Raw genomic sequence first — 26,521 nt, forward strand, 5'->3', positions numbered from 1 at the left:
TAGACCAGATTAGTCAGCAGGACGCTCTTGTAGTATCAGTCGTGATGGAAATGCAGCGTCATGCCAGTAGGTATCGGTACCAACTTTCTGCCCATACCAATGGGTCATTGGCTGATCAAGCAGCGCTGAATCATGGTTGGTAATCTCCAACCGGATCCGCTGACCGGGTTTGACGACAAACGACATTGGCAGCAATTCCAAGCGCAGTTCATAGACTTCGCCTGGCACCAACGGGTCTATTCGGTCATGAGTGTGGAACGGCTGAATCTCGCGAGTCAGTTTCGGGTCTTCGTGGCGATGCGACGCACGTAGCCAGCCTTGCGTAACCTTGCGAGGTACACCTGGTTGACCCAGCACTGGTAACACCGTGACTTTGACGAAAAGGTCCAGGTCTATCTGATCGCTACTGGCATGTAATACCAGTACTCCCTGACCTGTAAATTCCCGTTCCGTATCGAAAACAGGGGTTGTAAAGGTAGTGATGCGCGCAGTGTGATTTGGCACGCCGTTTTGGAACGTTGTCACGCCCGCAACCCATTGCGGGTCCGGGTAAGACCAACTGGTGCTGTCCCTTTCAACGGTTACCGGCGCGTCAGCCAATGAACCGTCGTTGAGCGAATCCACCACTCCGCTACGCACTGAACTCAAGTAGAAAGAACTGGCTCGTACATTTTCTGGCGGCCACGTTGTCGCTTGGTCATAACGGCCTGCGCCATTGACGTAATAGCGCACATTCGGACGCTCCATCACGTTGTTGGTGGTGCCTTTGAGATGGTAGTCGTACCAAGGCAGGATTTCGTCACGATGAAAACTCTCATCGGCGAAAAGCACTTGCGCGCCCTTAAAGCTGTCGGGCTCAGCGATCAGTAGTTGCTTTGGACCACTGACTTTGTTGTAGCCCATGACGTTGCCACGCAGGTGCAATCCAGCCTTACCCCAAACGCCAATTGAGAATACTGGGATATCCACTTTATCCAGTTCCCAAAACGGAGAGCGACGTCTGTGCCATTCATCATCAAGGGTATGCGAGAGGATATCCGCCATCACTTCATTCCGCCCTCCCCCTCGGATATCGTGGCCTTCGGCCTGATGCTGGAGGAGCACAGAACCAATCAACCAAGTACCCAGAAAACCTTGGGCAGAGATGCCGCCGTGGTACATCCAATCTCTGTAGAGATCGGTCGCCCCATCATAGGCAACGATAGTTTTCAAGTGTGGGGGCCGAGTACGCGCCGCATTCCACTGACTCCAGCAGAAATAAGATTGCCCGATCATGCCGATGCTGCCTGTGCTCCATGGCATCCGCGCGCAGTACTCAATGGCATCGTGAATTGCGTTACCTTCTTCGATAGAAACGGGATCCCAGTTCCCCGATGAGCGCCCGGAACCCGGCAGATCGAGAATCACATACGCATAGCCTTCATCCAGATAAAGCTGCATAGGGCCGTATTCTACAAAGGCGAATACGGAATGCACAGGCAACCGGCGCAAGGACTTCTGGTAAGGCGAAGCTGCCAATAGGGTTGGAAACGGACCTTCACCTTCGGGTAAAAATACGTCGGCTCGCAATGTACGGCCTCGGCGGTCCGTAAGGGTAATTTCAAATGGCTCGACAGATAATGTACTCATTATTGTGTGTTTCCTGCTGCAGTAGGTTCGACCTGATGGCCCGGTGGATTACGATAAGTACCCATGAAAAAAAAGACCTGGGCACCGACCAGCAGCATGCTGGCGATGATGAACAATCCGATGGCGTAGTTGCCTTGAAGATTGCGCGACCACCCTAGTAAGCCGATGGCTAAGGCAGCAGCTACCTGAAATACTGAGTAGACCAACGCGTAAAAACTGCCGAACGCCAGTCGGCCAAAATATCGCGGGATCAAATAACCCAAGACATCGAATTCCGCGCCGATCACTAGGCCGACCAGAGCTGCACAAAGTGGTGCCGTACCCCATGGCGCGCCTAAAGCAAGGAGCAGTAGCGCCAATGCTGCTGCCAAACACATGCCCGCCATAATTTTAGAAACATGAACACGATCTAACAGCCAGCCAGTGGAGATGCGCCCAAAAATCATCGCAATGCCGAGGACTGATTGCATCGCTGCGGCTTGGGCCATGCTCATTCCGGTATCCATGAGGATTCGAACTTGGTGCACAACCACGCCCGAACTAGCCGCACCCAAGATAAAAAATCCGAATAGCACCAACCAAAGCTGTCGATCATTCCAGGATTCCCCCAGGCTGACCTCTACATTTGAAGCGGCAACTTTACCGCCGCGGCTTCCAGCTTCGACACTCGCATCTTTCAACAGCCAAAAGGCAACAGGCCAAGTCACTAGGATCGACGTTCCTCCTAGGACCAGAAAGGCCGTGCGCCATCCATATGCCGCAGTAATCAGACCTGCCACTACCGGTAACAAAGCGGCCCCCAGTCCGATGCCAGCGTTCACGATGCCCATACTTAAACCGAGGTTGCGATCAAACCACCCCGCCGTGACGCGGTTGTAAGTGACCGGCCAGAGGGACACTCCCAGCAGTGATACCACTGCCAGTGCGCCGTAAAACGTCCACAGACTTGAGTTGATTAGCGACAAACCCATCACGCCTAAACCGAATAGCGGAATAGACCCCAAAATCAACTGACGCGCACCGACTCGGTCACTTAAATAACCGGCCATCAAAGAATTGACGATGATCATTACCGTGAGGACTGTGCCACCCAAGGAAATCGCGCCAATTCCCCAGTTAAATTCGCGTTCCAAAGGGATGATGAAAGTGCCAAAACAAAAAACAAGAAGGCTGCTCGGACCGAGCATCAGGCCGATCATTGAGGCTAAGGCGGTCTTCCAGCCTCCGTAGAAATTGCCATTTCCAAGCCTCAAGCCTTCCTGTCGAGACTGCTGGAGGGCGACATTCGACGGGTTCGTATCTGCAATCTTATACATACAGACTCCAAATTTTTTTATTGTTATTTGTTTCGCTGCACTCGACAAAGCGAATAAAGCTGCTGTCCACCGATCAGATTTTCAACGCATCTTCCATTCCATCCTATGCAGTCATGCTGATGCGAAAAGATGGCAAAACTATGCCAGCGATACCTAATTCGTTATCACCCTCTTTATCTTCCCTACCTACGGCGCCCCGCCCATATTGCTCTTGACAGAGACCAATGCGCTTTTTAAAGTGAACGCGTTCATAAATAATCCAAAACAATAAAGGGCAAGATCATGCGTCGAATTGACCTCCATTGCTATCCTAATACCCAACGCTGGATTGACTCGCAAGGTCCATACCCGGAAGCGCTCGCGGCTTATTGGCATCGGGAATGGAAGGCAAAGACAGAGGAAGAGGTCGTTCAAGAGTTCCAGACCGCAGGGATTGACGCCGTACTTGTCGCGCTGGATTTACGCACAACCATCAATACTGTGCCGTGCGACAACGACTACGTGGCAGGCATGCGTGACCGCCATGACTGCATTATCCAAGCTTGGGGTGCTGTTGAACCGGCGTTAGGCCAAATGGCCATTGATGAAGCCAGGCATGCGATTCATGATCTGAAAATGCTCGGTTTTCATTTCCATCCGATCATGCAACATTTCAGCGTCGACGATCATCGCTACTACCCCCTCTGGGAAGAAATTAATGCCATGAAGGTGCCGGTTATGATTGACGTCGGAATGACCGGGATGGGCGCAGGCCTGCCGGGAGGGCATGGCGCAAAGACGCGGCATGCGCATCCGGCCTCGATAGACAACTTGGCGGCCGACTTTCCCAACATGACTATCATCATGGCCCACCCTGGGTATCCGTGGATCGATGAGACGACCGTTTGCGCCCTACATAAAGGTAACGTTTTCTGGGAAATGTCTGGATGGGCCCCCAAATACCTGCCAGAAGCGCTAAAACGCGACATCCGCGGACGGCTCAAGGACAAAGTTATGTTTGGCAGTGACTATCCCAGCATTCCTCATGATCGACTCTTCAAGGAATGGGGGGAGTTGGGCTACTCCGATGAAATGCTAGAAAAGTTTTTCCATGGCAATGCCGAGCGGGTGCTTGGGTTATGAAGCACATCAGCACCGAGCGGCACGGCCACGTTTTGATAATTCGGATCGAGCGAGCGCATGTGCGTAACGCACTCGCACCGCAGACTTATCACGAACTCAGCCAAGCCTGTGACGAGCTTGAGGCTGATCCAGACCTCTGGCTCGGCATCCTGACGGGTAGTGGAGATCAGGCTTTTAGCGCAGGACGTGATCTTAAGCAGTTGGCAGCAATGAGTGGTGCCAGCGACGCCGAGCGCGAGGAAGAAGCGCAGTTATGGCGGCAAACGACCCGACTCACTGATCGTTTTGAGTTTTCAAAGCCCATGATTGCTCGCCTTAACGGTTCAGCTCATGGCGGTGGGCTTGAATTAGCTTTGGCGTGCGACATCATCGTGGCTGCCGAGCACGTGCAGCTTAGCTTGCCCGAGCCGCGACGCGGCTTGATTGCAACCGCCGGAGGTGTGCATCGCCTGCCTCGGCAAATTGGGACTAAAGCGGCGCTGGGCTATCTACTTACCGGACGGGCAATGAGTGCTCAACGCGGTTATGAGCTTGGATTGGTCAACCAGGTTGTACCCGCCGCAGAGCTGGATAAAGCAGTAAACGAGTGGGTGGTCGATATCCTGGCTTGCGCGCCACTCGCTGTTCGTTCGACTAAGCAATGCGTAATGCAGGGTTTAAATTACTCGCTTCCGACAGCCATGCGCATGCGATACCCAGCTGAAGAAGCTCGGCTCTCGAGCCAAGACAGTCGGGAGGGGCCTCTTGCCTTTGCTGAAAAGAGGCAGCCTTTATGGCGCGGCGTCTAGATCTATAAAGTGCGGGTGTCCCGTCCACCTAAACCAAATACCAACAACTTTAAGCGTTGCATAAATTCGGTGAGGCCATCCTCAGGGTTGTCCGACTCATCGGCCAACCACATTCGGATTTCTGCAGCCAGCAGATAAAAAATGGTCGTGGCGACAAACAAATCAGAGGCATCTGTCGCCACTTCTCCTTTGACTCGAGCTGCGCGGACTACTTCCCCAATGCAGTCGATCGTTCGCCTCCGTGTCGCTTGAAAGCGCTCGCTCTGCATGCCCGTTGTATAAAACGTTATTTCCCTGGTCAAGTCGCGGGAAAGCACTTTGTCGTGCCCATAAAACTGAAAAAAATGCCGCAGCGCCACTTCTAAACTGTCGAGCAACCCACGACTCGGGTCTAGGCCCGCAAATGCACGAGTGGTCAATGCATCGAGATCGTCATTGAACACTAAAAATAGCAAATCGCGCTTATCAGTAGCGTAGAGAAACAACGTTGACAATCCAACGTCCGCTTCCTGAGCAATTTGCCGGGTAGTGGTTGGTTCAAAACCGTTCTCGATGAAAAGCTTTCGAGATGCCGCGCGAATTCTTAGAAATTTATCTTTTTTGTTCCGCTCACGCAGCGTCAACGACATATCTCTTTTTAAGTCCATGATTTAGCTCGTATTTTTAATCTAATCAAGCTGCCAGTAATCCATCTTATCTGAATGAGCGAGGCCTTGACAAATTACTAATTCACGTCCGATTATGAACGCGTTCATTTATAACAAGAGATCACAAATATTATGACAACGCTTTGCAACCCTTACAAAAAAGTGGCCCTAGTCACTGGCTCAGCCTCTGGCATCGGCGCGACCATCGCGATTGCATTGGCACGTGCAGGCTATGACGTAATCGTCAACTACAGTCGCAGTGAAGATTCTGCACGCGCTACGGTCGAAGCCTGCCAGGCACATGGAGCAGACACGCTGTTATTGCAGTGTGACGTGTCAGACGAAGATAGCGTTCGGCAGATGGTGGGTGCCATCCGCGAAAAATACGGCCGCCTTGATGTGGTCTGTAGCAACGCGGGTATGTCCATCGACACTCCCCCCAGGAAGTTCGACCTGATTGAAGTCGAAGATTGGGATCGCGTATTCGCAGTCAATGTCCGCGGCTTATTTTTGATCGCTAAGCATACAAAGGCGCTGCTATTCGAGGCGGAGAAGCCGTGCATGGTCAACACCGCGTCAATTGTCGGCATGCGCCCTGGTGCTCAACCACTTCCCTACTCAGCTTCTAAAGCCGCAGTCATCAGCATGACCCAAACTCTGGCAAACGCCTTGGGCCCTAAGGTTCGGGTTAACGCAATCGCTCCTGGTTGGATGGAGGGTGATTGGATGAAATGGATGCTTCGCGACAACTACGACAAGCTGATGACCCGTCGCGCCAACGCCACTCCACTAGGGCGTTGCGTGACGATGGAAGACGTGGCCGAAGTGGTAATTACCCTGATCGAACATATGCATTTCGTGACAGGGGAAACCATTGTCATCGATGGTGGTTTTGCCAAGACAACCTGAGCCTCTTGCTACGCAGACACATACCTATAACGACAAAAACGAGGCTCACCCGATGGACGGATTTGTACCCTTCCCACCCGCTTTCACTCAACGCTATCGCGACAAAGGTTATTGGCGTGATCAGACACTAGCTCAAACTTTCTCGGAGGTATGTGAGCAATTTGCCGAGCGCATCGCCGTGTGCGATGCAAAAGCCGAAGTCAGCTATCGCCAGCTCGACGAGACCGCCACACAGCTTGCCCTCAACTTGCTTGATGTGGGCTTAAAACCAGGCGAAATCGCTGTGTTGCAGTTGGGGAATGTGCTCGAGTTTGTTTACGTTTACCTAGCATTGCAAAAGATAGGCGTAGTGCCGATCCTCGCCCTTCAGACCCATCGTTACCGCGAGCTGCGGCAGTTTGTCGAGTTATCTGGGGCCACAGCAACGATTACAGGAGACAAAGCCAAGGACTGCGACTTTGTCGAAATTATCAACCGCGTTGCGGCTGAGACAAACAGCCTGAAGACCAAGTTGGTGCTCGGCGATGCTCCGGAAGGGTTTATTTCCCTGCGCGAACTGTTGGCCAAAACGTCGTCGCGGACCGTAGCAGAGATCGACGCCATTCAGCGTGGCATCGATCCATGTAGCCCAGCGTTGTTCCTGCTGTCGGGAGGCACCACCGGCATTCCTAAAATGATACCGCGATCGCACAACGACTACGCCTGCAACTCAAGGCTGGCGGTCAAGTACACAGGCATTGATGAGCACTCAGTTCTGCTTGATGTCTTGCCCATTGCGCACAATCTGCCACTGGCGTGTCCTGGGCTGCAGGGTTTCATGCTGAGCGGGGCCAAGGTAGTTCTGCACACCAGTACCCGCGCCGAAGAAGTTTTCAATCTTATCCAAGCCTTCAAGGTCACTCATATTCACGTAGTCCCGGCCTTGTTAATCATGTGGATGAATGACCCCGCCATTGATGCGTATGACCTGTCGAGCGTGCGGGTTATCCAATCTGGCGGACAACGCCTGCAGCCTGAAACCCGGTTCCTAACTGAAAAAATCTTGAACAACTGCACCGTTCAGGAAAACTTCGGTATGGCAGAAGGCCTATTGATGTTTGTGCGCCTTGACGATCCTATTGACGTGCGGCGTGAAACCGTAGGGCGACCGATTTGCGAAGATGACGAGGTATTACTGCTGGACGAAGAAGATCGACCTGTCGCGGTTGGCATGCCGGGAGAGTTCTGCTGTCGCGGCCCCTACACATTGCGTGGCTACTTCAACGCTCCAGAACACAACGCGAGAGCTTTTACACCGGAAGGTTTTTACCGTTCCGGAGACATGATGCGTTTGTTGCCTTCTGGTAATTACGTGGTCGAAGGCCGTAAAAAAGATTTGATCAATCGAGGTGGGGAAAAGATATCAGCTGAAGAAATCGAAAATTTGATTCTTGGCCTGCCAGCGGTCAAAAACGTCGCGTGTGTCGCCATGCCTGACCCTGTGCTTGGGGAAAAAATGTGTGCCTATGTGATCCTAAAGGCCGGCTATAACTTGGATTTAGAAACGCTAGTGGCATATCTGCAGAGTCAGGAAATTGCCCGTTTCAAACTACCGGAGCGACTTGAGATCACTGATGCCTTCCCTCTGTCGACCTTCGGAAAGGTTTCCAAAAAAGACTTGGTTGAGTGGGTAACTTCAAAATTGCAACAGGAAACCCTTTCCCATGAGTGAGTTCATCAACTATCAACAACATGGCGGGATCGTTACGTTAACGTTGCAAGATCCTGATCAACATAACGCATTGAGCACCCAAGTACAGTTCAACGAGTTTACCGATGTTTGCGCTCGCATAAATCGAGACTCATCCGTCCATGTGGTCATCCTCACCGGCGCTGGCAAGTCATTTTGCGCTGGCGGAAACGTCAAAGATATGAAGCATCGACAGGGACTGTTCGCCGGCGACCCATACGAATTGCGCGACAGCTATCGCCACGGCATCCAGCAAATACCGCTTGCCGTTTACAACCTTGAGGTTCCTACCATCGCTGCTGTGAACGGCGCAGCTATAGGTGCTGGTTGTGACTTGGCTTTGATGTGCGACATCCGTATTGCCTCCAACACCGCACGCTTCGCCGAAAGTTTCGTGCGATTAGGAATTGTACCTGGCGACGGGGGAGCCTGGTTGTTGCCGCGGGCCCTAAACAATCTCTCCAGAGCATACGAGTTGTCATTTACCGGCGAAGTAATTGATGCCGCAAAGGCGCTGGATTACGGGCTAGTGTCGGCGGTAGTAGATCCGGAAGATTTATTGGCCGCGGCAAATGGTCTTGCTGATCGAATAGCGGCAAACCCAGCGCATGCTCTGCGCATGACTAAGAAGCTGTTACGCGAAGGTCAGCACACTAGGCTCGAACCCTTGCTGGAGCTATCGGCTACGTTCCAGGCGCTGTCGCACCATACGGCCGCGCACCAAGCGTTACTACAAAATCTATGACGGCCCTTTTTGGCAGATCTCCCCATCCGATTACTACTGCTCAGAAGAAACAGCCATGAATGAAGTCGTTATCGTCTCAACTGCTCGCACACCGATCGGTAAGGCTTATCGCGGTACCTTCAACATCACCCCTGCCCCGACACTTGCTGCTCACGCAATGGGAGCTGCGATTGTGCGAGCGGGAATTACCGGCGATGACATCGAAGAAGTAGTACTGGGTTGCGGCCGCCCAGAAGGATCGCAAGGTAAGAACCTCGCTAGGATGGCGGCATTGCGATGCGGCCTTCCCGACAGCGTTGCGGCGCAAACTGTAAGCCGCCATTGCAGCTCCGGCCTGCAAGCCATCGCAAGCGCGGCCCAACGAATCATCGTAGATGGGGCACCTATCATGCTAGCCGTGGGGTGCGAATCCATCAGCCTTGTACAAAATGAACACACCAACCTTTTCCATGAACACGATCCGTGGTTGATGGCCAACAAGCCTGACGCCTATATCGCCATGCTCGAGACCGCGGAAAACGTTGCATTTCGTTACGACATTAGCCGGCAAGATCAGGACGATTATGCGCTGCTAAGCCAGCAACGGACTGCAACAGCCCAGTTCAACAGTTTGTTTGCAGACGAAATTGTCACGGTTCGCGGTATGCGAGAGGTCCTGGACAAAGTTCACTACACAACCGAAGTGCAACCCTTCGAAATAAATCATGACGAATGTAATCGACCGAAAACCGATGCAAAGCAGCTGGCGAATTTAATACCTGTCCTTAGGCAGCCCCAAGCCACAGTGACTGCAGGTAACGCATCACAGTTGTCAGACGGTGCATCCGCTTGTGTGCTTATGACTGCAAGTGAAGCGCGTAACAGGGAAATAAATCCACTTGGAGCATTTCGCGGTTTTGCGGCAGCTGGCTGCGCGCCATACGAAATGGGAATCGGGCCAGTAGTAGCTGTGCCTCGTTTGCTAGCTCGAGCGGGCCTACGCATAGAGGACATAGGTTTATGGGAGCTTAATGAAGCTTTCGCGAGCCAAGTACTTTATTGCCAGCGAAAACTAGGCATCTCCATTGACCGGTTAAATGTCAACGGGGGCGCGATTGCCATCGGTCATCCGTACGGCATGTCTGGTGCACGAATGGTCGGGCACGCCTTGTTGGAAGGGCGGCGGCGCGGTGTGCGCTTCGTTGTGGTGACGATGTGCGTCGGCGGTGGCCAAGGGGCCGCCGCCTTGTTCGAAGTATTTGGCTAGTCCTCGTGCTAAGGCACACAACGACGCAGTAGGTCGCAAAAGTACTCCGCGGCTGGAGTCATTGGCAGGTCAGATCGGCTTATCAGCACGATGTCCGGTGCAGCCAATGTTTCCTCAACGTTTATAGCTACCAGTGCTTTAGGATCAATCAGAAATGAGTTCCATTGCGCCGGAACGAGAGCCAGTAGATCGGTACTGGCTACCGCTATCATCACCGAAAATACCGAGTGACTTTGCACCATCGCGCGCGGTGGTGGCAGTCCGTGGCTAAGAAAAAGCTGCTGCAAATCTTCTTCGGCATTGTAATTTAACGACGTCACCGCCCATTCCTGACCGATTAGCTGCCTTAGCGAGCGAGCCTCAGTGCAAGGGTGTCCACGACGACCCACTACCGTGCGAGTGTTCTGGAACAACCGCTCGCAGATGAAGCCTTGCCCAGGTTGAACCCTTGGCGATGCACCCGCGTAGAAGTCAATGCTGCGGTCCTTCAGTGCACCCTCCAATGTCGGGAAAGGTCCCTCAATGATTTTGATAAAAACGTCGGGAAAGCGCTCGCGAAACTTGGACAGTACTCGAGGCAACATACTTGTGTGGGGAGTGAATGACAGCCCCATGGAAAGGGTTCCGTGCATCTGTCCACGCAGCTGATCAATTTCCTCCCGCGCCCGCTGTAACTCGTTCACTACGGCACTGGCTCGCTGATGGAAGAGCCTACCTATAGGTGTCAGCACCATGCCCTTCGATTCACGATCGAATAAAGGGGCACCCAGGTCCTTTTCGAGCGCCTGAAGGCTTCGGGTCAATGCAGGTTGAGGCAGATTTAAGTGTCGGGCAGCAGCACGCAAGCTGCCGCGCTCAACGATGGCCATAAGATCACGCAGGTTATTGAGCTTCAAAGTCGCGCCCCTTTGTTATTTTTTTGCTGATAGCAAAATAAGCATCACGTTTATCTTTTTGCCATCTTTTTGAATCGCTGTCACTCGTTAAGAATTCAATCACCCCCTCAGCCTCCACTGAAGGTCGGAGGCATTAATTAGACGCCTGCAAAAAACAAGAATAAGTGCCTAAAAGCGCTGCCAGAGTCGAGAACTAAAAATGGCCAAGTACACCGTCACGCTGCTTCCAAGCGGTAGCCAAATTGAATGCCAAAGCGGGCAAAGCATCCTGCGCCAGGCATTGAACCAGGGCATTTCAATCCCATTTAGCTGCCTTTCCGGAGTATGCCGAACATGCCGGGGCCGAGTGCTTTCCGGCGAAGTCGATACAGGCCAAGTTCATCCGAACTACCTCAACGACGAAGACCGCGCCGCCGGGTTTGTGCACCTGTGCCAAGCCAAAGCTCACTCAGATTGTGAGATCGAGGTGAAGGAGATTGATGCTTCACTGACCCACCCCGCCCGCGCCTTACCGGGCCGCATCCTCGACATGCAAAAGCTGGCGCCTGATGTGATGCGTATTTTGGTTGGCCTTCCGGCAAACGAGCCGTTGTACTTCCATGCCGGTCAATACCTTTCGCTCTCTCTAACCGGAGGGCTCTCACGTTTCTACTCGATAGCCACTTCCCCCCTGATCGAAGGCGTTCGGCAGTTTGAGTTGCATATCCGCCATATGCCAGAAGGAATTTTCACAGACCATGTATTTGGTGAGATGAAGCCACGTAGCCTCGTAAGGATTGAAGGCCCTATCGGGAACTTCTATCTTCGCGAGAACAGTGAAAAGCCAATGATCCTTTTGGCATCAGGGACCGGATTCGGTCCCATCAAAGCCATCGTTGAATACTCGTTGATGCAGGGCTCCACCAGGCCAATCCACATCTACTGGGGTGGCAGGTTGCGCCGGGATCTTTACCTGCATGAACTGGCCGAAAGCTGGGCTAGCCAAAACCTTCATATTCGTTATACGCCGGTTTTAAGTCTACCCAGTGACGCATGTGCTTGGGAGGGGCGCGTTGGGTTCGTGCATCGAGCATTGCTTGAAGACTACCCCAACTTGGCTGACTACCAAGTCTACGCATGCGGTGCCCCCGTGGTGATCGAATCCGCACGCCGAGATTATAAGCTTGCGGGTCTTCCCGACGACGAATTCCATGCTGACTCATTTGTTTCCCTCGCTGACACCGCTACCGCCTCCCACAATGAGTGATACCTCAATGACTATCGTTACCCCGCTTCCCGAAGATTGCCGCGTCGAATTGCCGGAGCGTAATTCTGTCCTTAAACCTTATTGCTTGGGCCACGGCACTTTGGAATGTTTCGACCTTCAAGCATCACGGCGTTTTTATCAAGATTTCTTGGGACTCGAAACCGTTCGCCACGCCATATCCGCAATGTCCGTTCGTTTGGGCATGCGATTTCATATTGTCTGTGTTGAAGTGGGCGATCAAGTACACCCGTGCAACGTGCTAAACCATTGGGGCTTGGATGTTGGATCAAAACTAGAGGTTGAGCAGGCTCACACCAGGGCATTAGAGCTGAAGGAGAGTTTTGGGATCCGTCAGGTATTGGACGTCCAGGATATGCACGGCGTGTATTCCTTTTATCTAGAGGATCTTGATTACAACTGGTGGGAAATTCAGTATTACGCTAACGGGTTCTGCCATGACGACTACTTTGATTTTGGCGACCGTTACTAATTAATCTTACAACTCCAGAAGGAGCGTATAAATCCGAAAATAACTTAACTGGTCAAAAAATTTACAGCTAACCATATCATCTCGCTAAAAATAAAAATAGAGAGCACCCACCATGACTAGACTGTTAGCGCAGGCACGCACACCTATATTTTTTAAAATTCGCAGACTCCTCTCTGTCACTCTGAAGTGCACAACCGCCATCGGCTGCCTTGCAATCCAACCCTTCGCTGCCGCAGTGGAAAGCAACAGCAGCTCTTATCCAGTTGGGATAGAGACAAACTTCTCTGGGATCATGTTTCCCGAGGGTGCAACGTGGTTAGCCTACTATTCGCATTACTCAGCGGCTGACAGTAAAGACAATAGTGGCAAAAATAATTCATCCCTTGCGCACTATAACTTTCAGTCGGATACCGTGGCCTTACGTTTGAGTTATGTTTGGCCTGGTGTCAAATGGCTAGGCGCCAATATCGAAAGCCGCTTCGCATTATCAGTACCGACTGTTGAGTTGGAACTGGATATAGCGAGGCCGCAAGCATTCGGGGGTCCAATTGACAAGGGAGGAACGCAAACCGGATTCACAGACCTCAACATTGCTCCAGTTCTATTTGGATGGCACGGAAAAACAGTGCACCAGACTGCGGGTATTGAGGGCTACATTCCCTCTGGTACGTATGACAAAGACGAACCGGTTAACATTGGCCACAACTTTTTCCAAGCAGCGCCGTTTTATGCGGTTACTTGGTTCCCCAACGAACACTGGGAAGCCAGCGCCAAATTCCGCTACGCATTCAACTCTCGAAATCAAGACACCGACTATCAATCCGGCAACGAATTCACCACAGAATTTAGTGCCGGCTATCGCGTGAGTCCTGCGTTTACGCTGGGTATCCAAGGCTACGTGTACCGGCAAACGACAGACGATCAGTTGGATGGAGAATCCGTCAACGGCAACGGAAACCGGGGATCGGTTAATGCATTGGGTCCCTATTTCCAATATCGATTCAGTAAGAGCTTTGCAGTTATTACCAAGTACCAGCAGGAGTTCGATGCCAAAAATCGCGGCGAAGGCTCACGCCTGTGGGTACAAATGAAGCTTCCGTTCTGAAGCGCACACGATAAGGAAAACCATATGAAACTTGTGACCATCGACGACGTAAAAGGCGGCTCCGCAGGAGCAAAATTGCCCTCAGGCGAAATTTTGCATTTGGGACGTGCAGCACACACTCAAGGACTCGAAAGCTGGTTGCCTCCCACAGTCCGCTCAATTCTAGCCGCGGGATCAGTAGGCTTGGATGTAGTGCGCGGGATCATCAGCAGGGTAAGCATTGCCTCCCCGCAACAGCTTGATACCCTTAGGCGTAATGGAACATTAACCGGGCGCGAAACACGATTACTTGCGCCAGTGCCGGATCCACGGCTGATCGTGGCAGCAGGCCTAGCCTATAGATCACACTTGGAAGAAATGTCCGGCACCCCTTCACCACCGCATCCGACGGGTTTCATGAAAAGTCCGCATTCCGTCACTGGCCCTGACAGAGCTGTGACGCTGCCTCGAGACGCTAATGCACATGTCGATTACGAGGGAGAGCTTGCAGTGGTGTTTGGTCGCCCCTGTCACGATGTGAGTGCCGATGAAGCAATGGGGTATATCGCTGGCTACTGCGTAGCGAACGACCTGTCTGCTCGCGATTGGGTCAGAGATGTCTGGAATGCGCAGACACCTTGGGAAGCAAGGCGGACTTGGGAAGTAAACATTATGGGTAAGCAATTCAATGGCTTTACTCCGCTAGGCCCCGTGTTGATTACCGCTGATGAAATCCCTGTCTTGGGCGACCTACGCATCGTAACCAGGATTAATGGCTCTGTGCTCCAAGATGCGCCGGTGTCTGACCTGATCTTTGACCTCGCTGAGACCATCGCATGGTTTTCTCGTTGGTATCACTTTGAACCCGGCGATGTACTACTGACCGGTACGCCAGCGGGAGTCGGTGTCGGCCGCCAGCCTCAGCAATTCATGACTGACGGCGACGTGGTGGAGGTGGAAATTGACGGAATCGGTACTTTGCGTAATTACATTACACGCGGGGATCACTAATCCGCAGTCCACGCGAAACTACCCAACTTTACCTGTTGCAGCGTCACGCGGATATTTCGCGTAAAAGCGACCTCATAGGAGAAAGATCATGCCAGTGACTCTCATCAATGTATTCAACGTACCTGCTGAAAAAGAGGAAGAATTCTTATTACATTGGAAACAAACGACTGATGTATTTCGGAGGAAAAAGGGCTTTATTGAAACGCACTTGCATCGTAACACTGGTATAGGTAATCAGACGTTTCAATTCGTCAATATTGCAAAGTGGGAGAGCGCTGAAGCATGGCGTTCAATCCATGACGAGTACCAACCAAGCGAATACACCCTAGCGGGTGTGAAAGGCCACCCGGCAATTTTTGAGTCCGTCATGAACGTTCAAAGCACCTTGCTTGAGGAACCCTATATATGGACTTGGTGAATACAGTCATGTCACGATATATTGCGAAGACTGATGATGGTTATGTGCATTAATCAACCTCTTGATATTCAAGGCTGAATGGCGTTGCGCGGCGTTGTCATTAACGCCGCGTTTTGTAAATTTTCGTTTTTTTTAAACAATGTTACTACAACTTAAAGCTTAAATTGACTTACCAGTGTTTGCAAGTGAACTCCCAGTCGGGCTAGCTCTACAGTAGACGCTGCAGTTTCTTCGCTTGCGGCAGACGTCTGCTCAGATATTTCCCGAACGTTGAGAACGCTGCGATTGATCTCATCCGCGACGGCGCTCTGTTGTTCCGCAGCAGTGGCGATTTGAAGATTCATCGCCTCAATGGTTGAAACTGAACGACTAATGTTCGTCAGTGACGTACCAACGCGCTTTGTAAGCGCGACACTGCTATCAGTCAATGACCGGCTGTTTTCGAGCGCTGAGGAGACCTGCTGTGTTCCATTCTGCAAGCCGTTAATCAGCCCTTCGATCTCTTCTGTAGAGGTCTGCGTACGTTGTGCCAAGCTGCGCACTTCATCTGCAACCACCGCAAACCCTCTACCTGCTTCCCCAGCACGTGCAGCTTCAATGGCGGCGTTTAGGGCCAGCAAATTCGTTTGCTGGGCAACGGACTTGATTACGTCAAGAACGCCTCCGATTTTGTCGCTTTCCAACTTAAGGTCACTCATTGCGCGGGTTGAACCCGCAACTTCATCGGCCAGGCGTCCTATTTGTGCAATTGCCTGAGCGACGACGATATCGCTGTCCCGGGCATCCTGACTGGCGCTTACCGCAGCGTTTGAGGCATGTTCAGCATTTCTCGCAACGTCCTGGACAGTCGCTACCATTTCGTTCATAGCTGTAGCGAGTTGGTCCGTTTCCACCTTCTGGCCTGTAACACCGGCACTGGTTTGCTCGGTCACGGCAGATAATTCTTCTGCGGCGCTGGCAAGCTGTATTACACCGTCTCGGATGCCACCAATCAGCTCACGCAGTTTGAGCGTCATGTTTTGCATGCTTTTTTGCAACTGCCCAAGTTCGTCCTTTCGTATCACGTTTAGGTCTTGGGTAAGGTCGCCGGCCGCCACTCGCTCCGCGATCTTCAATGTGTCCATTAATGGACCGATTACTAGCCGGGTTATTAGCCAAGCCGCCATGATCCCAAGAATGAGGGCAAATCCGGTAGCGCCAGCCAATATCAAGTTTGTTTGGTGGATTTCATAGTCACGCTCAGCAATTTGGCTGTCCGACAACTCCTTCCCAGCACTTAATAACCTTTTAATGTCTCCATTTAGAGCTTCCTGTGCCAGTTTGGACTTGGTTTCGTCGTGTGCCTGAGTAGCCTGGGTAAAATCCTGGAAATGCTCCCTATAACTTTTCAGCGCTCGGCGAGCCTGTTCGACCTGTAGCAGATCATCGGAGGTCTTCATGTGAGACCCAAGTGTACCAATGTGTTGATCAATGACGTCAAAGAGGTTGACTACAGTAGCCGCGGTTTCCGTGTTCGGATTCAATGTGTAAGTGAGCCGCCCTATGCGCATGTCACGGGCCATTTCGTTTAGCTTACTAATATCACTCAGCGTCTCTCCTCGCTTACTCAACCCCGCGACACTGAACCAGCCCGTCAATGCGATTAGGGCCGTCAATATAAGGACTAATGTGAACCCCAGCACCAGCTTTGCTTTAACGCTGATGTCCCCCAGTATCTTAGCCATTCCTATGATCATTGATCGCTCCTACCACTTGTTATTATGAGAGAATTTTTTCCAAACATTGAATTCATGCTTACCTGCTCTGCCTAATGCTGACTTATAGACTCCTCTGAATCCCTAAACTACGTCAGCTTTTCGTTTAGGAACCGGCCTGTTAGCGTCATTGCATCGTCTAGTCGAGCAGACTACGGATTGGAGATGAGGGTGACGTCGTGGATGACCATGGACAATTGTTCCCCCATCGCGGACTGGCTTTGGCGTCACCCGTCAAGTTGTGCTCGGCATGATGGCGAATCTGATCGACGTCCTAGGCCGAGAGGGTGAGTAACACTACAATATGGCGCCCCGCTTCGCCGACCTGCTAGACGTTCGCGACGGTGTTGCGCCCGTCGCACGGTGCCGCCGATCATCTCACCGGTCGAGCGACTGGTACACTCCGCCAGTTACCGGCTTCGTCCGTCACGTCCGCGAACCCGCGACCATGCTGGCACGCCCGAGCGACTTGGATCGCCGCGTTTAGGGCCAGGACGTTTACCAGATCAGAAACACTGCGCATCATCTCGATGATTCCGGCGATCTGCTGCAGCGTTTTTCCAGATCGGCCACAACAACCTCCAACCTAGTAACAATGCCATGACGACGCCTCCAGTTAACACCGTCCATGACAATTTGGAGTGTAAAGAGCGATTCGGCATGGACATTCTCAAATAGGATGCACGTCAATCAGCAAGGGGCTCATTTCGCCGAGCAATCGATCACGCTGACAGTTTGTTTATAGTTATAACTTATCTGCAACCTTACAGAAATGCACCGTATTAGTGCAACAAAAATGACTGGCTAGTCACGGAAAATTTTATGGTAAAAAGACCGGAAATGGTTTTTCTCACTCTATAGAATTTATTAACTGACCAAACGGTCAAACTGATCGTAGCGAAATCTGATTCTGTTCAGTGGTACGGCCATTTACAGGAGCATCGTTAGCACCATGCTCCGCTGAAGCCGCGTGCATAAATCTGTCGAACAGCTGGAATCATGTTTGTAGGCGTTTAGGAAGAAGGGAAGAAAAGCTTCATCGCCCTACAAAAATATTAACTAAATAGTTCAGTCATATGAATTCAAAACATTTGTGAGCTATACCAAATTTCAGAAATACTCAAATCAAACTCACTAATTTTCCCATTTCGATTCTGATTTTTTTAAAGAAGTTCCAGGTCACAGTGACTGCACCCATTGGAGAAAATTCTTGATCGGCTCTTCATTGCCACGCCGCTGAACATGAGCCAGGTACCAGCCTCCCGGCTGCATGACTTCCGTTGGCATGGGTATGACCAAAGTGCCCATACGCAGATCGCCCTCCACCAGAAACTCCGGAACCACCACCACACCCTGCCCACTGATCGCCGCTTCAATTGCCAACAAACTACTGTCGAATCGCGGTGCATTCTTTTGTACGAGGTTGGGAAGACCGATGCTCTGAGCCCAGATCAACGAATCTTCGGTGGCGCCCGATATGGCCAGGAACGGGACGTGGCGCAGATCGTCAGGCGTGACAATTGCCTTGGCCATCGCCTTCGAGCAGACCGCCACCAGTCGCTCCTGCCGCAACAGCGAATAGGTCAAGTTCGGTCGGTCCGGGGTGCGCGTGTAGATGATCCCTACGTCGGCACGCGCGGGATTGAACTCCCAGTCCAACAGGCTCGCATCAAGGCTGACAGCAATGTCAGGCGACGTTTCCTTGAATTTCTGCAGTCTTGGAATCAGCCATCGGACGGCGACGGTGACATACACCTGCACAGTCAACGAGGTCTGAGTTTGTTTTTCTCGAATGAGGTCGGTCGTGAGCGCAATGCGATCCAGCGCATCCTGGATCACCGGAAAGTAAAGTTCGCCCTTTTCGTTGAGTTCCACCCGATTGGGTAACCGGCAAAAAAGCGCTGTGCCCAGGTAGCGCTCCAGTGAGGCAATCTGGTGGCTGATAGCCGACTGCGTCAGGTTCAACTCTTCGGCAGCGCATTTGAAGCTGCGCAATCGCGCAGCGGATTCGAAGACTTTCAGCGTCGACAGAGGGGGAAGCGATCTCGAAATCATGCGGGCTCACGACGTTAAAAATATTCACGTGGGGGTTAAATATACTCGTTTGCCCGGGGTACAACGCAATCACATACTCGGCCCATAAAAATAAATCAGGGGCACAGAAATGAAACGTTGTTCGCTTGTATCCTCGGCTTTTGCGCTTGCTTTCGGAACCTGTGTTTTGTCCGCCCCCACGGTCTACGCCGCAGAAAAATGCGTTCGCGTACTGGGCTACGAATCGGACGGCGAGAAACAGACGATGGACCCGGCAGCCTTGATCGGCACCGATAGCGTCTATCACATCCGGGCGGTCTATGAACCCTTGGTCGACCGCAGCAATACGATGATGCCTATCCCGGTCCTGGCGCAATCGTGGGAGTCCAACCCGGACGCCACCGAATGGACGTTTCACCTGCGCGAAGGGGTGAAATTTCACGACGGCTCCGATTTCGATGCCGCTGATGTGGTCTATTCCTACCGTCGCCTGCTGGACCCGGCAATCTCGCCGGGTGGCTTTTCTACCCTCTCGTTCCTAGACCCCGCAGGGATCACCGCTGTCGACAAGTACACCGTACGTTTCAAGGTCAAATCACCGGTCGTGGAACTGCCGATGCTGATCGCGACCAAGTACGCCTTGATGGTTCCAGAAGGCGCGAAGAGCGCAGATCTGCGCATCAAGGGCAACGGCACCGGGCCGTTCATCCAACAAACGTTCGCCACCAACGGTCCGATGCGGGTGCTGCGGCGCAACCCTGATTACTGGAGCGCCGGTTTGCCAAAAGCCGACTGCCTGGAGATCACCACCAGTCTTGAAGCGACTTCGCGGCTGTCGGCGCTATTGTCGGGCTCCATCGATTTGTCGCTGGTCGTCGACCCGGCCAGCCTGATCACGCTCAAAGGCAACCCGGCGGTGGATCTCGTGTCGACGCCAGGCGCGACCTCGCTGTACCTCGCGGTGTGGACCGACACCGCGCCCTTCGACGATGTCCGGGTGCGCGAGGCGTTGAAGCTGGTCATGGATCGCCAGACCATCCTCAATACCGTGCTGTTGAGCTATGGCGAAGTCGGTGGCGATACACCGATCCCACCCAGCTCACCGCTGAGCCTGCAAACGCCGCCAAAAGAAGCTGACATCAAACGGGCAAAAACCTTGCTTGCCGAGGCCGGTCACCCTGATGGCATCGCCTTCGATCTTTACACGTCCGACTCCTACCCCGGCATGCTGTTACTGGCGCAGGTCTACGCCCAGATGGCCGCGTCCGCCGGGATAAAAGTCAACGTGATCACCTCGCCCGCCGAAGGGTACTGGGACACGATCTGGCTGAAGAAACCGGCGGTCATTTCGTACACCAGTGCTCGTCCGCCAGCAGAAGCGTTGACGCTGTCGCTCAACAGCCAATCGGAATGGAACGAGACGCACTGGAAGCGCGCGGACTTCGATGCGCTGGTGGTCAAGGCCGGGCAAACCGCCGACGAGCAAGCGCGTAACACGCTCTATCGCGAGGCCCAACGCATGGTCGCGCAAGAAGGCGGCATGATCCTCCCGGTCTTTTCATCGGTCGTGGCCGGCCTGCGCAAAGGCTGTACCGGTTACTCGCCGAACGTCGACGTGAACCGCATCAACTATGCGCAACTGAGCTGCGCACAGTAATCGCTCTGCCCACCCGCCTAACTTGAATTGAATCTTATCCACGGAGCCTGGAGGCTCCGCGAAGGAGGCTGCGCGAATGTCCCTCACCCATCTGTCCAGATTTCTCGAATGCTTTACCGATGCACTTGATCGCGATGATCAGCCGGTCGCACGCTCACACGCAAAACGCCTGCGTACCTTGCAAGCGAACCTGAAGACCGTGCAGGACATCCCTGCCGCACGCGTGCCGGTGCAGACGCGTTGTGAAGCCGAGCTAAAGGCTTATGCCGCTGACTACGCCCTTGCGAAAGCACTCGCCGATCTCATGCCTGCGATTCACCTGACGCGCAGCGAAACCTACCTCGCCGCCCCGCCCAGCGCGGACTTCGGCAACAACTACGGTTATGGCGTGATCTGCGGGCCGGACAGCGGCCCCCCGGCGCTGATGACGGACGCCGATATTTCCTTCGGCCTGATGTTCCTTGGCCCCGATACCCACTACCCCTTGCACAGCCATCCGGCTGACGAGATCTACTACGCCGTCACCGGCCCGTCGTTCTGGCGCACGGGCGACGACGCATGGTCATTACGCAACGCCGGTGAAATCATCCATCATCCTTCATGGATCCCGCATGCCACACTCGCGGGCAACAGACCTCTGGTGCTCTTGTACGTATGGCAAGGCGATCTCGAGACCGACGCAGCCTTCCTGCCCGACAGGATGGGCTCGGGTTCAACCTTGACCACTCAGGGAGGCTAACCCGACATGACCATTTTTCGGCTTGTCATCAGCAGGGTCGCGCTGTCGGCCATCACCCTGCTGCTCGTCTCACTGCTGATCTTTCTGATACTCGAAGCCCTGCCGGGCGATGTGGCGACCCGAATCCTCGGGCGCGACGCCACCGTAAAAGCACTGGAAGTGCTTCGCGAGCAACTGCACCTCGGTGACCCCGCGTTCAGCAGATACCTGCACTGGCTGGGCGATTTGCTTCAGGGCGACCTCGGGGTGTCGATTGCGACCGGCCGGCCGATTGCTGACGTCCTCGGCCCGCGCATCATCAATACGCTGTTGTTGTCGCTGCTGGCCTTTGCCATGTACCTGGTGCTCGCCATCGTGCCGGCTGTCATTCAAGCCACCCATCGGGGGACCAAGGTCGACCACATCATTTCGGTGGTGACACTGGTGCTGTTGTCGCTTCCCGACTTTTTGCTGGCGACGATCCTGCTGTTTATCTTCGCCGTGGCCATGCCCATTCTGCCTGCGCTGGCAACGGTGTCCGAGGCCAGCAGTTGGCTGGACAATCTGCGCGCCATGATCCTGCCCGCGACCACCCTCGCCATCATCATGGCGGTGTACGCCATCCGGGTGCTGCGCGACAGCCTGATCGAGGTGCTGCGTTCAGAGTATGTGCGTCTCGCCGAACTGAAAGGATTGCGCCCGTATGCGGTGCTGTGGCGGCACGCCATGCCCAATGCGATTGTTCCGGCACTCAACATCACGGCACTCAACCTGGGGTTCCTGATTGGCGGTGTCGTGATCGTCGAGCGGGTCTTCTCCTACCCCGGGTTTGGCACCCTGCTGATCGATGCCTTGCAGTTGCGTGATCTTCCGCTGATCAAAGCCACGGTGATGATCAGCGCGGCGGTGTACATCGCCGCCAACCTGATGGCCGACATCGGCGCCGTTTTACTTCAACCGCGCCTGAGGACCAGCCGATGAGCCTGACCCACATCACGTCCGGAGTGCGGACGCAACCAACCCTCTCTGCTTACCTGCGACGCTGGCTGGCGATGCCGGGCTCGTTCAAGGTGGGCTCGATCATCCTGATTGCGCATGTGCTGTTTGCCCTCGTCGGGGTGTTCTGGACGCCTTTCGGTTTTGCACAAATGGGCACCGGCATGCCGCTGTCCGGTATGTCGTGGCTGCATCCGATGGGGGTCGATCAGATCGGCCGCGATGTCCTCAGTCGTTTCATGTATGGGGCGCACATTGTCTTGCTGCTGGCCTTGGCGGGCACGACGCTGGGCATGGTCGCCGGTACCCTGCTGGGACTGGTGTCGGGCTACCTCGGTGGGCTGTTCGACGAGATCGTGCAGCGGCTTGTCGAAGCGATGATCAGCATCCCGTTTCTCGCCTTGGCGCTGGTGACGATCATTGCGGCCGGGCCGGCGCTCGCCGGGGAACCTGCCCTGATCGTGCTGGTGGTCGGGCTGGTCTACACGCCGCGGATCGCCCGGATTGCGCGGGCGGCCGCCATGGAAATCGCCACGCGCGAATACGTGGCGGTGGCCCAGCTGCGGGGTGAGAGTACCTGGTCGATCGTTCTGCGCGAGATTCTGCCGAACACGGCCAACGTGCTGCTGGTCGAGTTCTCGCTGCGTATCAGCTATGCGCCCATCCTGATCGGAGCACTCGGATTCCTCGGTTTCGGCATCCGGCCGCCGACCCCGGAATGGGGCCTGATGATCAGTGAAAACCGCGGCCTGCTGATTGCTTCGCCGGTGACCGTATTCGGCCCGGGCCTGGGCTTCGCTTCGCTCGTGGTCGGACTGAATCTGTTCACCGATGGCTTATCGAGAATGCTCGGGCAACGGTCGGTAGTCGGCGCGTGAATAACAATAAAGGTGTTGGAACCATGACCAAGCTGATCGAGATTCGAAACCTCGGCATCGCCTACGCCGGACGAACCGGCTGGACCGATGTCGTGGAAGGGGTTTGCCTTGAAATAGCCCGGGGAGAGACTTTTGGTCTCGTCGGGGAATCGGGTTGCGGAAAATCCACGGTGGCCTACCGGCTGCTCGGTTACGGCGCCGCCAACAGCCGCGTGCAGACCGGTGAAGTGTTATTCGAAGGGGTCGACCTGCTCAAGCTCGACGCCCGTTCACTGGCAAAGCTTCGCGGCAACCGCATTGCGCTGGTCCCGCAGAATCCGACAACCGCGTTAAGCCCCGGCATGCGTGTGGGCCAGCAAATACGCGAGATGATCCTGACTCACCAGGCACTGCCGGACGGGCTCTCCATGGAACAGCGCATCACGGACCTGTTTGCCCTGGTCGGGCTGCCCGATTTCAGCCGGCGTTATCCCCATGAGCTGTCGGGCGGGCAACAGCAACGGGTGACGATTGCCATGGCGGTTTCATGCAATCCGGATCTGCTGGTCCTTGACGAGCCGACCACAGGACTCGACGTCACCACGCAACGGCAGATTATCCAGCTGCTGTCGGACCTGCGAAGTCGCATTGGCATGGCCATGCTCTATGTCACCCATGACCTCGCCCTGCTGGCGCAAATCGCCGACCGCATTGGCGTCATGTATGCCGGCAAGCTCGTCGAGGTCGCGCCTTGCGAGCGGTTGTTATCGCACCCTGCTCATCCGTATTCACGCGGGTTGATCGGATCGATCCCGACGGTACAACACGGCCATCGTGCGGGTCGCGGTCTTCGCGGGATGCTACGGCGGGATCAGATGGCCGAGGGCTGCAAATTCGAGCCGCGGTGCGACTTTGCGACAGCCATCTGTCGCTCGACGCCGCAAGAGCTGATACCTGTGGCGGACGCGCAATCCGTCGCCTGCATGCGCTGGCCCGACGTCGCCGACACTCCAGATCCAACACCGTCGGCGACGGGTAACCTGCGGCCCGATCGGGAGCCGGCACGATTATTATCAGTGGAGAATCTCTCGCTTTCCTACGCACGGTCCGGATGGTTCGCAGAGCTGTTGGGGAAAGTGCCGATCCCCATCGCACGGGATATCGATCTTGAACTGCGCGCCGGTGAGATCGTGGCGTTGGTGGGTGAATCGGGCAGCGGAAAATCAACGATCGCTCGCGCCATCAGCGGGCGACTCGCGCCTAAATCAGGCACCATCAGCGTTGACGGGAAGGCGTTGGAGCCTACGCTCGCGGGCAGGTCAGTCCAGCAATTGCGGGAGATTCAATACATCTTCCAGAACCCGGATGCGTCACTCAATCCGCGCCGCAGTGTGCGGGCCATTCTTGAACGACCGCTGCACCATTTCGCGATCGAATCTACTCCTGAAAAACTTGAGACGGCTCTGGAAAATGTTGGGCTGCATGCAGGGTATCTGACTCGTTTTCCCGAACAGCTTTCCGGTGGGGAGCGTCAAAGGGTTGCGATTGCACGTGCCCTGCTGGTCAACCCCAAACTGTTGATCTGCGATGAAATCCTCTCGGCGCTCGATGTCTCCGTGCAAACGAAAATTGTCGAGTTACTCATGGCTCTCAAAGAGCAGCATTGCGTTGCGATGCTGTTTATCTCACATGACCTCGCGGTCGTGCGGCAGTTGGCCGACCGAGTCGCCGTCCTTTATCGCGGCGAACTGATGCAGATGGTCGATACCGATGCACTCTTTAATTCGCCATTACATCCGTATACAGAAATGCTCCTGGGTGCAGCGCCGGGTCTGAGTAAAGACAACTATGTGCCACAACCGCCGGCGATGCCAAATTCGCCATCGATTGCCGGCCAAGGCTGCCCGCTCGCCGGGCGCTGCCCTAGACAGGTTGGCGCCCTATGCGCAGAGAGTCGCCCGCCCTTGCAGATGATCCATGGAGGGTTTATTCGCTGTCACATCCCATTTGAAGAACTTCCCCATCAGAAAGAGCATTTAGCTCACGCTGAAATTAAGAAACTTCCCGATACCGTGTCTCTTCCCTCGCATTTCTAGTCAAAGGGGCGGCGGTTTAGGGCGCAAGTTCGATTAGAAAACACTTATAGGGGCGGGGCATTGTGTACAAGGGACCGACATTCTCACCATTGCTAACGCCCCGGAATTCACTGAAAGGATGCAGACATAAGTATCCTGAATCAGTCATCCGGCCTGTTAAATCCGCGGCGATAACGCTGCGGACTGATGCCCAGTTGTTGTTGAAAGCGTTCGCGCAATGTCGTTGAAGAGCCGAAGCCTGCCTTGCTGGCAATTTGCTCGACTGAAAAACGAGTCGTTTCCAATAACAGTTGCGCGCGCCGTACTCGCGCTCGAGACAGCCATTGCAGTGGAGTTGCCCCCATCTGCTCGAGAAACCTTCGACTGAGCGTTCTGCTGCTAATCGCAGCGTGGGCTGCAATAGTTTTTAGCGACAACGGTTGGTCAAGGTTGTCCTCCAACCAAATGAGCAACGGTCCCAGGGCTGAATTTGATTCAGGTGCAGAGTGCACGATGAACTGCGCTTGGCCACCCTCTCGCTCAAGCGACATTACCGCCAGGCGCGCCGCGTCAGCGGCTACGGTGGCTCCAAAGTCGCAGCGCACCATGTGCAGACATAGGTCCAGTCCCGCCGCGGCTCCGGCGGACGTCAAAATTTGACCGTTATCGACGAACAACACATTGGGATCCACCCTTACCTTGGGAAACAATCTGGCCATTTCAGAAACAGCACGCCAATGAGTCGTTGCGCGTAAACCGTCGAGCACACCACTGGCGGCCAAGGTGAAGCTGCCACTGCAGATCGACGCAATTCGGGTGCCGTTTGCCATTGCCCCTCGCACAGCGGCTTTCAACGCGTCAGACACCGCTCCAGAGAAGTCTTCTGTCCCGGGGATAATAATTGTGTCCGCTTCTGCGAGCTGCTCCAGTCCCCATCTCAGCATCAACCCAAAACCCGAGGTCTTGATTTCTGAGTACTCTGCACAAACACGAACTCGATATCCCGCCTCGCCTGACGACAACGTCACCCGGCTGAAAACCTCATAAGGAATGGAAAGGTCAAACGAGACCACATCCTGCTGAACGACGATTACCACACGGTGCATATGCTGACCCCGCCGCAAGAGGATGAATTCTGTCGTCTATTGATGCGA

At 54.1% G+C, this 26,521-nt stretch carries 24 protein-coding genes; 16 read left to right on the top strand and 8 right to left on the bottom strand.

All coding sequences use genetic code 11. The features are described 5' to 3' along the window. Positions 1-9 precede the first annotated feature (9 nt). A complete protein-coding gene (locus ACIOYV_RS11280) occupies positions 10-1,629 on the bottom strand; it encodes a CocE/NonD family hydrolase (RefSeq protein WP_401323692.1) in 1,620 nt (539 codons plus the stop codon). Next, positions 1,629-2,945 (bottom strand): MFS transporter, encoded by a 1,317-nt coding sequence (locus ACIOYV_RS11285; protein ID WP_401323694.1) that lies wholly within the window; start codon positions 2,943-2,945, stop codon positions 1,629-1,631. The genes ACIOYV_RS11280 and ACIOYV_RS11285 overlap by 1 nt, the downstream gene beginning before the upstream one ends. Positions 2,946-3,227: 282 nt before the next feature. On the opposite strand from ACIOYV_RS11285, the gene ACIOYV_RS11290 reads away from it, so the two are divergent. Then, the gene (locus ACIOYV_RS11290) at positions 3,228-4,067 is read left to right on the top strand and encodes an amidohydrolase family protein (protein WP_401323695.1); all 840 of its coding nucleotides are present in this window, start codon (positions 3,228-3,230) and stop codon (positions 4,065-4,067) included. Beyond that, positions 4,064-4,855 (top strand): enoyl-CoA hydratase-related protein, encoded by a 792-nt coding sequence (locus tag ACIOYV_RS11295; protein WP_401323697.1) that lies wholly within the window; start codon positions 4,064-4,066, stop codon positions 4,853-4,855. The genes ACIOYV_RS11290 and ACIOYV_RS11295 overlap by 4 nt, the downstream gene beginning before the upstream one ends. Before the next feature lie 2 nt (positions 4,856-4,857). On the opposite strand, the gene ACIOYV_RS11300 is transcribed toward ACIOYV_RS11295, so the two are convergent. Continuing rightward, positions 4,858-5,502, bottom strand: a complete 645-nt coding sequence (locus tag ACIOYV_RS11300) for a TetR/AcrR family transcriptional regulator (protein ID WP_401323698.1) — start codon at positions 5,500-5,502, stop codon at positions 4,858-4,860. 132 nt (positions 5,503-5,634) lie between these two features. Here ACIOYV_RS11300 and ACIOYV_RS11305 point away from each other — a divergent pair, with 132 nt between their 5' ends. Genes ACIOYV_RS11305 through ACIOYV_RS11320 form a run of 4 tightly spaced genes read left to right on the top strand, consistent with a single transcriptional unit; the run spans position 5,635 to position 10,131 of the window. Then, complete coding sequence (locus ACIOYV_RS11305) at positions 5,635-6,411, top strand: SDR family NAD(P)-dependent oxidoreductase (RefSeq protein ID WP_401323700.1); 777 nt, start codon at positions 5,635-5,637, stop codon at positions 6,409-6,411. A 52-nt stretch (positions 6,412-6,463) separates the two neighbouring features. Next, complete coding sequence (locus ACIOYV_RS11310) at positions 6,464-8,122, top strand: (2,3-dihydroxybenzoyl)adenylate synthase (protein ID WP_401323702.1); 1,659 nt, start codon at positions 6,464-6,466, stop codon at positions 8,120-8,122. Continuing rightward, positions 8,115-8,885, top strand: coding sequence for a crotonase/enoyl-CoA hydratase family protein (locus ACIOYV_RS11315; RefSeq protein WP_149086585.1), 771 nt, complete (start codon positions 8,115-8,117; stop codon positions 8,883-8,885). Before ACIOYV_RS11310 ends, ACIOYV_RS11315 begins: the two co-directional genes overlap by 8 nt. A gap of 55 nt (positions 8,886-8,940) precedes the next feature. Further along, entirely contained in the window at positions 8,941-10,131 is a 1,191-nt protein-coding gene (locus tag ACIOYV_RS11320; protein WP_401323704.1) for an acetyl-CoA C-acyltransferase, read from the top strand. 8 nt (positions 10,132-10,139) lie between these two features. Here the strand turns inward: ACIOYV_RS11320 and ACIOYV_RS11325 are convergent, their stop codons facing one another. After that, entirely contained in the window at positions 10,140-11,027 is an 888-nt protein-coding gene (locus ACIOYV_RS11325; protein ID WP_401323706.1) for a LysR family transcriptional regulator, read from the bottom strand. Between the two features lie 199 nt (positions 11,028-11,226). Here ACIOYV_RS11325 and ACIOYV_RS11330 point away from each other — a divergent pair, with 199 nt between their 5' ends. The 5 genes from ACIOYV_RS11330 (at position 11,227) to ACIOYV_RS11350 (ending at position 15,276) form a co-directional block, all read left to right on the top strand. After that, complete coding sequence (locus ACIOYV_RS11330) at positions 11,227-12,273, top strand: CDP-6-deoxy-delta-3,4-glucoseen reductase (protein WP_401323708.1); 1,047 nt, start codon at positions 11,227-11,229, stop codon at positions 12,271-12,273. Between the two features lie 7 nt (positions 12,274-12,280). Further along, positions 12,281-12,763, top strand: coding sequence for a VOC family protein (locus tag ACIOYV_RS11335; RefSeq protein ID WP_401323710.1), 483 nt, complete (start codon positions 12,281-12,283; stop codon positions 12,761-12,763). A 112-nt stretch (positions 12,764-12,875) separates the two neighbouring features. After that, complete coding sequence (locus ACIOYV_RS11340) at positions 12,876-13,868, top strand: transporter (RefSeq protein WP_401323711.1); 993 nt, start codon at positions 12,876-12,878, stop codon at positions 13,866-13,868. 24 nt (positions 13,869-13,892) lie between these two features. Next, positions 13,893-14,858, top strand: a complete 966-nt coding sequence (locus tag ACIOYV_RS11345) for a fumarylacetoacetate hydrolase family protein (RefSeq protein ID WP_401323713.1) — start codon at positions 13,893-13,895, stop codon at positions 14,856-14,858. 88 nt (positions 14,859-14,946) lie between these two features. Then, on the top strand, positions 14,947-15,276 hold the full coding sequence (locus tag ACIOYV_RS11350; RefSeq protein WP_401323714.1) for an antibiotic biosynthesis monooxygenase family protein: 330 nt from the start codon (positions 14,947-14,949) through the stop codon (positions 15,274-15,276). 152 nt (positions 15,277-15,428) lie between these two features. On the opposite strand, the gene ACIOYV_RS11355 is transcribed toward ACIOYV_RS11350, so the two are convergent. The 3 genes from ACIOYV_RS11355 to ACIOYV_RS11365 all read right to left on the bottom strand — a co-directional run bounded on the left by ACIOYV_RS11355 (position 15,429) and on the right by ACIOYV_RS11365 (position 19,085). After that, complete coding sequence (locus tag ACIOYV_RS11355) at positions 15,429-17,012, bottom strand: methyl-accepting chemotaxis protein (RefSeq protein WP_401323716.1); 1,584 nt, start codon at positions 17,010-17,012, stop codon at positions 15,429-15,431. A gap of 391 nt (positions 17,013-17,403) precedes the next feature. Then, positions 17,404-17,556, bottom strand: a complete 153-nt coding sequence (locus ACIOYV_RS11360; RefSeq protein ID WP_401323718.1) for a methyl-accepting chemotaxis protein — start codon at positions 17,554-17,556, stop codon at positions 17,404-17,406. Positions 17,557-18,209: 653 nt separating this feature from the next. Beyond that, on the bottom strand, positions 18,210-19,085 hold the full coding sequence (locus ACIOYV_RS11365; protein WP_401323720.1) for a LysR substrate-binding domain-containing protein: 876 nt from the start codon (positions 19,083-19,085) through the stop codon (positions 18,210-18,212). 166 nt (positions 19,086-19,251) lie between these two features. Here ACIOYV_RS11365 and ACIOYV_RS11370 point away from each other — a divergent pair, with 166 nt between their 5' ends. The 5 genes from ACIOYV_RS11370 to ACIOYV_RS11390 all read left to right on the top strand — a co-directional run bounded on the left by ACIOYV_RS11370 (position 19,252) and on the right by ACIOYV_RS11390 (position 25,388). Continuing rightward, positions 19,252-20,721, top strand: a complete 1,470-nt coding sequence (locus ACIOYV_RS11370; RefSeq protein WP_401323721.1) for an ABC transporter substrate-binding protein — start codon at positions 19,252-19,254, stop codon at positions 20,719-20,721. A 76-nt stretch (positions 20,722-20,797) separates the two neighbouring features. Further along, positions 20,798-21,460, top strand: a complete 663-nt coding sequence (locus ACIOYV_RS11375; protein WP_401323723.1) for a dimethylsulfonioproprionate lyase family protein — start codon at positions 20,798-20,800, stop codon at positions 21,458-21,460. 6 nt (positions 21,461-21,466) lie between these two features. Continuing rightward, complete coding sequence (locus tag ACIOYV_RS11380; protein WP_401323725.1) at positions 21,467-22,420, top strand: ABC transporter permease; 954 nt, start codon at positions 21,467-21,469, stop codon at positions 22,418-22,420. After that, complete coding sequence (locus ACIOYV_RS11385) at positions 22,417-23,313, top strand: ABC transporter permease (RefSeq protein WP_401323727.1); 897 nt, start codon at positions 22,417-22,419, stop codon at positions 23,311-23,313. The genes ACIOYV_RS11380 and ACIOYV_RS11385 overlap by 4 nt, the downstream gene beginning before the upstream one ends. Before the next feature lie 23 nt (positions 23,314-23,336). Continuing rightward, positions 23,337-25,388: a dipeptide ABC transporter ATP-binding protein gene (locus tag ACIOYV_RS11390; RefSeq protein WP_401323729.1), complete on the top strand. Its 2,052-nt coding sequence runs from the start codon at positions 23,337-23,339 to the stop codon at positions 25,386-25,388. A 140-nt stretch (positions 25,389-25,528) separates the two neighbouring features. Here ACIOYV_RS11390 and ACIOYV_RS11395 read toward each other — a convergent pair whose 3' ends face one another. Next, positions 25,529-26,473 carry a GlxA family transcriptional regulator gene (locus tag ACIOYV_RS11395; protein WP_401323731.1) on the bottom strand — a complete coding sequence of 315 codons (945 nt, stop codon included), beginning with the start codon at positions 26,471-26,473 and terminating at the stop codon, positions 25,529-25,531. Positions 26,474-26,521: the final 48 nt, after the last annotated feature.

Origin of the sequence: Pseudomonas sp. NPDC087342, assembly GCF_044744265.1 — a bacterium.
Lineage (GTDB): Bacteria > Pseudomonadota > Gammaproteobacteria > Pseudomonadales > Pseudomonadaceae > Aquipseudomonas > Aquipseudomonas nunensis.

Excerpts from the sequence above, each read along its gene's own strand:
- ACIOYV_RS11310 (WP_401323702.1), top strand. The coding sequence starts at position 6,464 with ATGGACGGATTTGTACCCTTCCCACCCGCTTTCACTCAACGCTATCGC.
- ACIOYV_RS11395 (WP_401323731.1), bottom strand. The coding sequence starts at position 26,473 with ATGCACCGTGTGGTAATCGTCGTTCAGCAGGATGTGGTCTCGTTTGAC.
- ACIOYV_RS11295 (WP_401323697.1), top strand. The coding sequence starts at position 4,064 with ATGAAGCACATCAGCACCGAGCGGCACGGCCACGTTTTGATAATTCGG.
- ACIOYV_RS11300 (WP_401323698.1), bottom strand. The coding sequence starts at position 5,502 with ATGGACTTAAAAAGAGATATGTCGTTGACGCTGCGTGAGCGGAACAAA.
- ACIOYV_RS11360 (WP_401323718.1), bottom strand. The coding sequence starts at position 17,556 with ATGATGCGCAGTGTTTCTGATCTGGTAAACGTCCTGGCCCTAAACGCG.
- ACIOYV_RS11385 (WP_401323727.1), top strand. The coding sequence starts at position 22,417 with ATGAGCCTGACCCACATCACGTCCGGAGTGCGGACGCAACCAACCCTC.
- ACIOYV_RS11315 (WP_149086585.1), top strand. The coding sequence starts at position 8,115 with ATGAGTGAGTTCATCAACTATCAACAACATGGCGGGATCGTTACGTTA.
- ACIOYV_RS11340 (WP_401323711.1), top strand. The coding sequence starts at position 12,876 with ATGACTAGACTGTTAGCGCAGGCACGCACACCTATATTTTTTAAAATT.
- ACIOYV_RS11290 (WP_401323695.1), top strand. The coding sequence starts at position 3,228 with ATGCGTCGAATTGACCTCCATTGCTATCCTAATACCCAACGCTGGATT.
- ACIOYV_RS11390 (WP_401323729.1), top strand. The coding sequence starts at position 23,337 with ATGACCAAGCTGATCGAGATTCGAAACCTCGGCATCGCCTACGCCGGA.
- ACIOYV_RS11285 (WP_401323694.1), bottom strand. The coding sequence starts at position 2,945 with ATGTATAAGATTGCAGATACGAACCCGTCGAATGTCGCCCTCCAGCAG.
- ACIOYV_RS11380 (WP_401323725.1), top strand. The coding sequence starts at position 21,467 with ATGACCATTTTTCGGCTTGTCATCAGCAGGGTCGCGCTGTCGGCCATC.
- ACIOYV_RS11335 (WP_401323710.1), top strand. The coding sequence starts at position 12,281 with ATGACTATCGTTACCCCGCTTCCCGAAGATTGCCGCGTCGAATTGCCG.
- ACIOYV_RS11280 (WP_401323692.1), bottom strand. The coding sequence starts at position 1,629 with ATGAGTACATTATCTGTCGAGCCATTTGAAATTACCCTTACGGACCGC.
- ACIOYV_RS11350 (WP_401323714.1), top strand. The coding sequence starts at position 14,947 with ATGCCAGTGACTCTCATCAATGTATTCAACGTACCTGCTGAAAAAGAG.
- ACIOYV_RS11365 (WP_401323720.1), bottom strand. The coding sequence starts at position 19,085 with ATGATTTCGAGATCGCTTCCCCCTCTGTCGACGCTGAAAGTCTTCGAA.
- ACIOYV_RS11345 (WP_401323713.1), top strand. The coding sequence starts at position 13,893 with ATGAAACTTGTGACCATCGACGACGTAAAAGGCGGCTCCGCAGGAGCA.
- ACIOYV_RS11320 (WP_401323704.1), top strand. The coding sequence starts at position 8,941 with ATGAATGAAGTCGTTATCGTCTCAACTGCTCGCACACCGATCGGTAAG.
- ACIOYV_RS11355 (WP_401323716.1), bottom strand. The coding sequence starts at position 17,012 with ATGATCATAGGAATGGCTAAGATACTGGGGGACATCAGCGTTAAAGCA.
- ACIOYV_RS11305 (WP_401323700.1), top strand. The coding sequence starts at position 5,635 with ATGACAACGCTTTGCAACCCTTACAAAAAAGTGGCCCTAGTCACTGGC.
- ACIOYV_RS11330 (WP_401323708.1), top strand. The coding sequence starts at position 11,227 with ATGGCCAAGTACACCGTCACGCTGCTTCCAAGCGGTAGCCAAATTGAA.
- ACIOYV_RS11375 (WP_401323723.1), top strand. The coding sequence starts at position 20,798 with ATGTCCCTCACCCATCTGTCCAGATTTCTCGAATGCTTTACCGATGCA.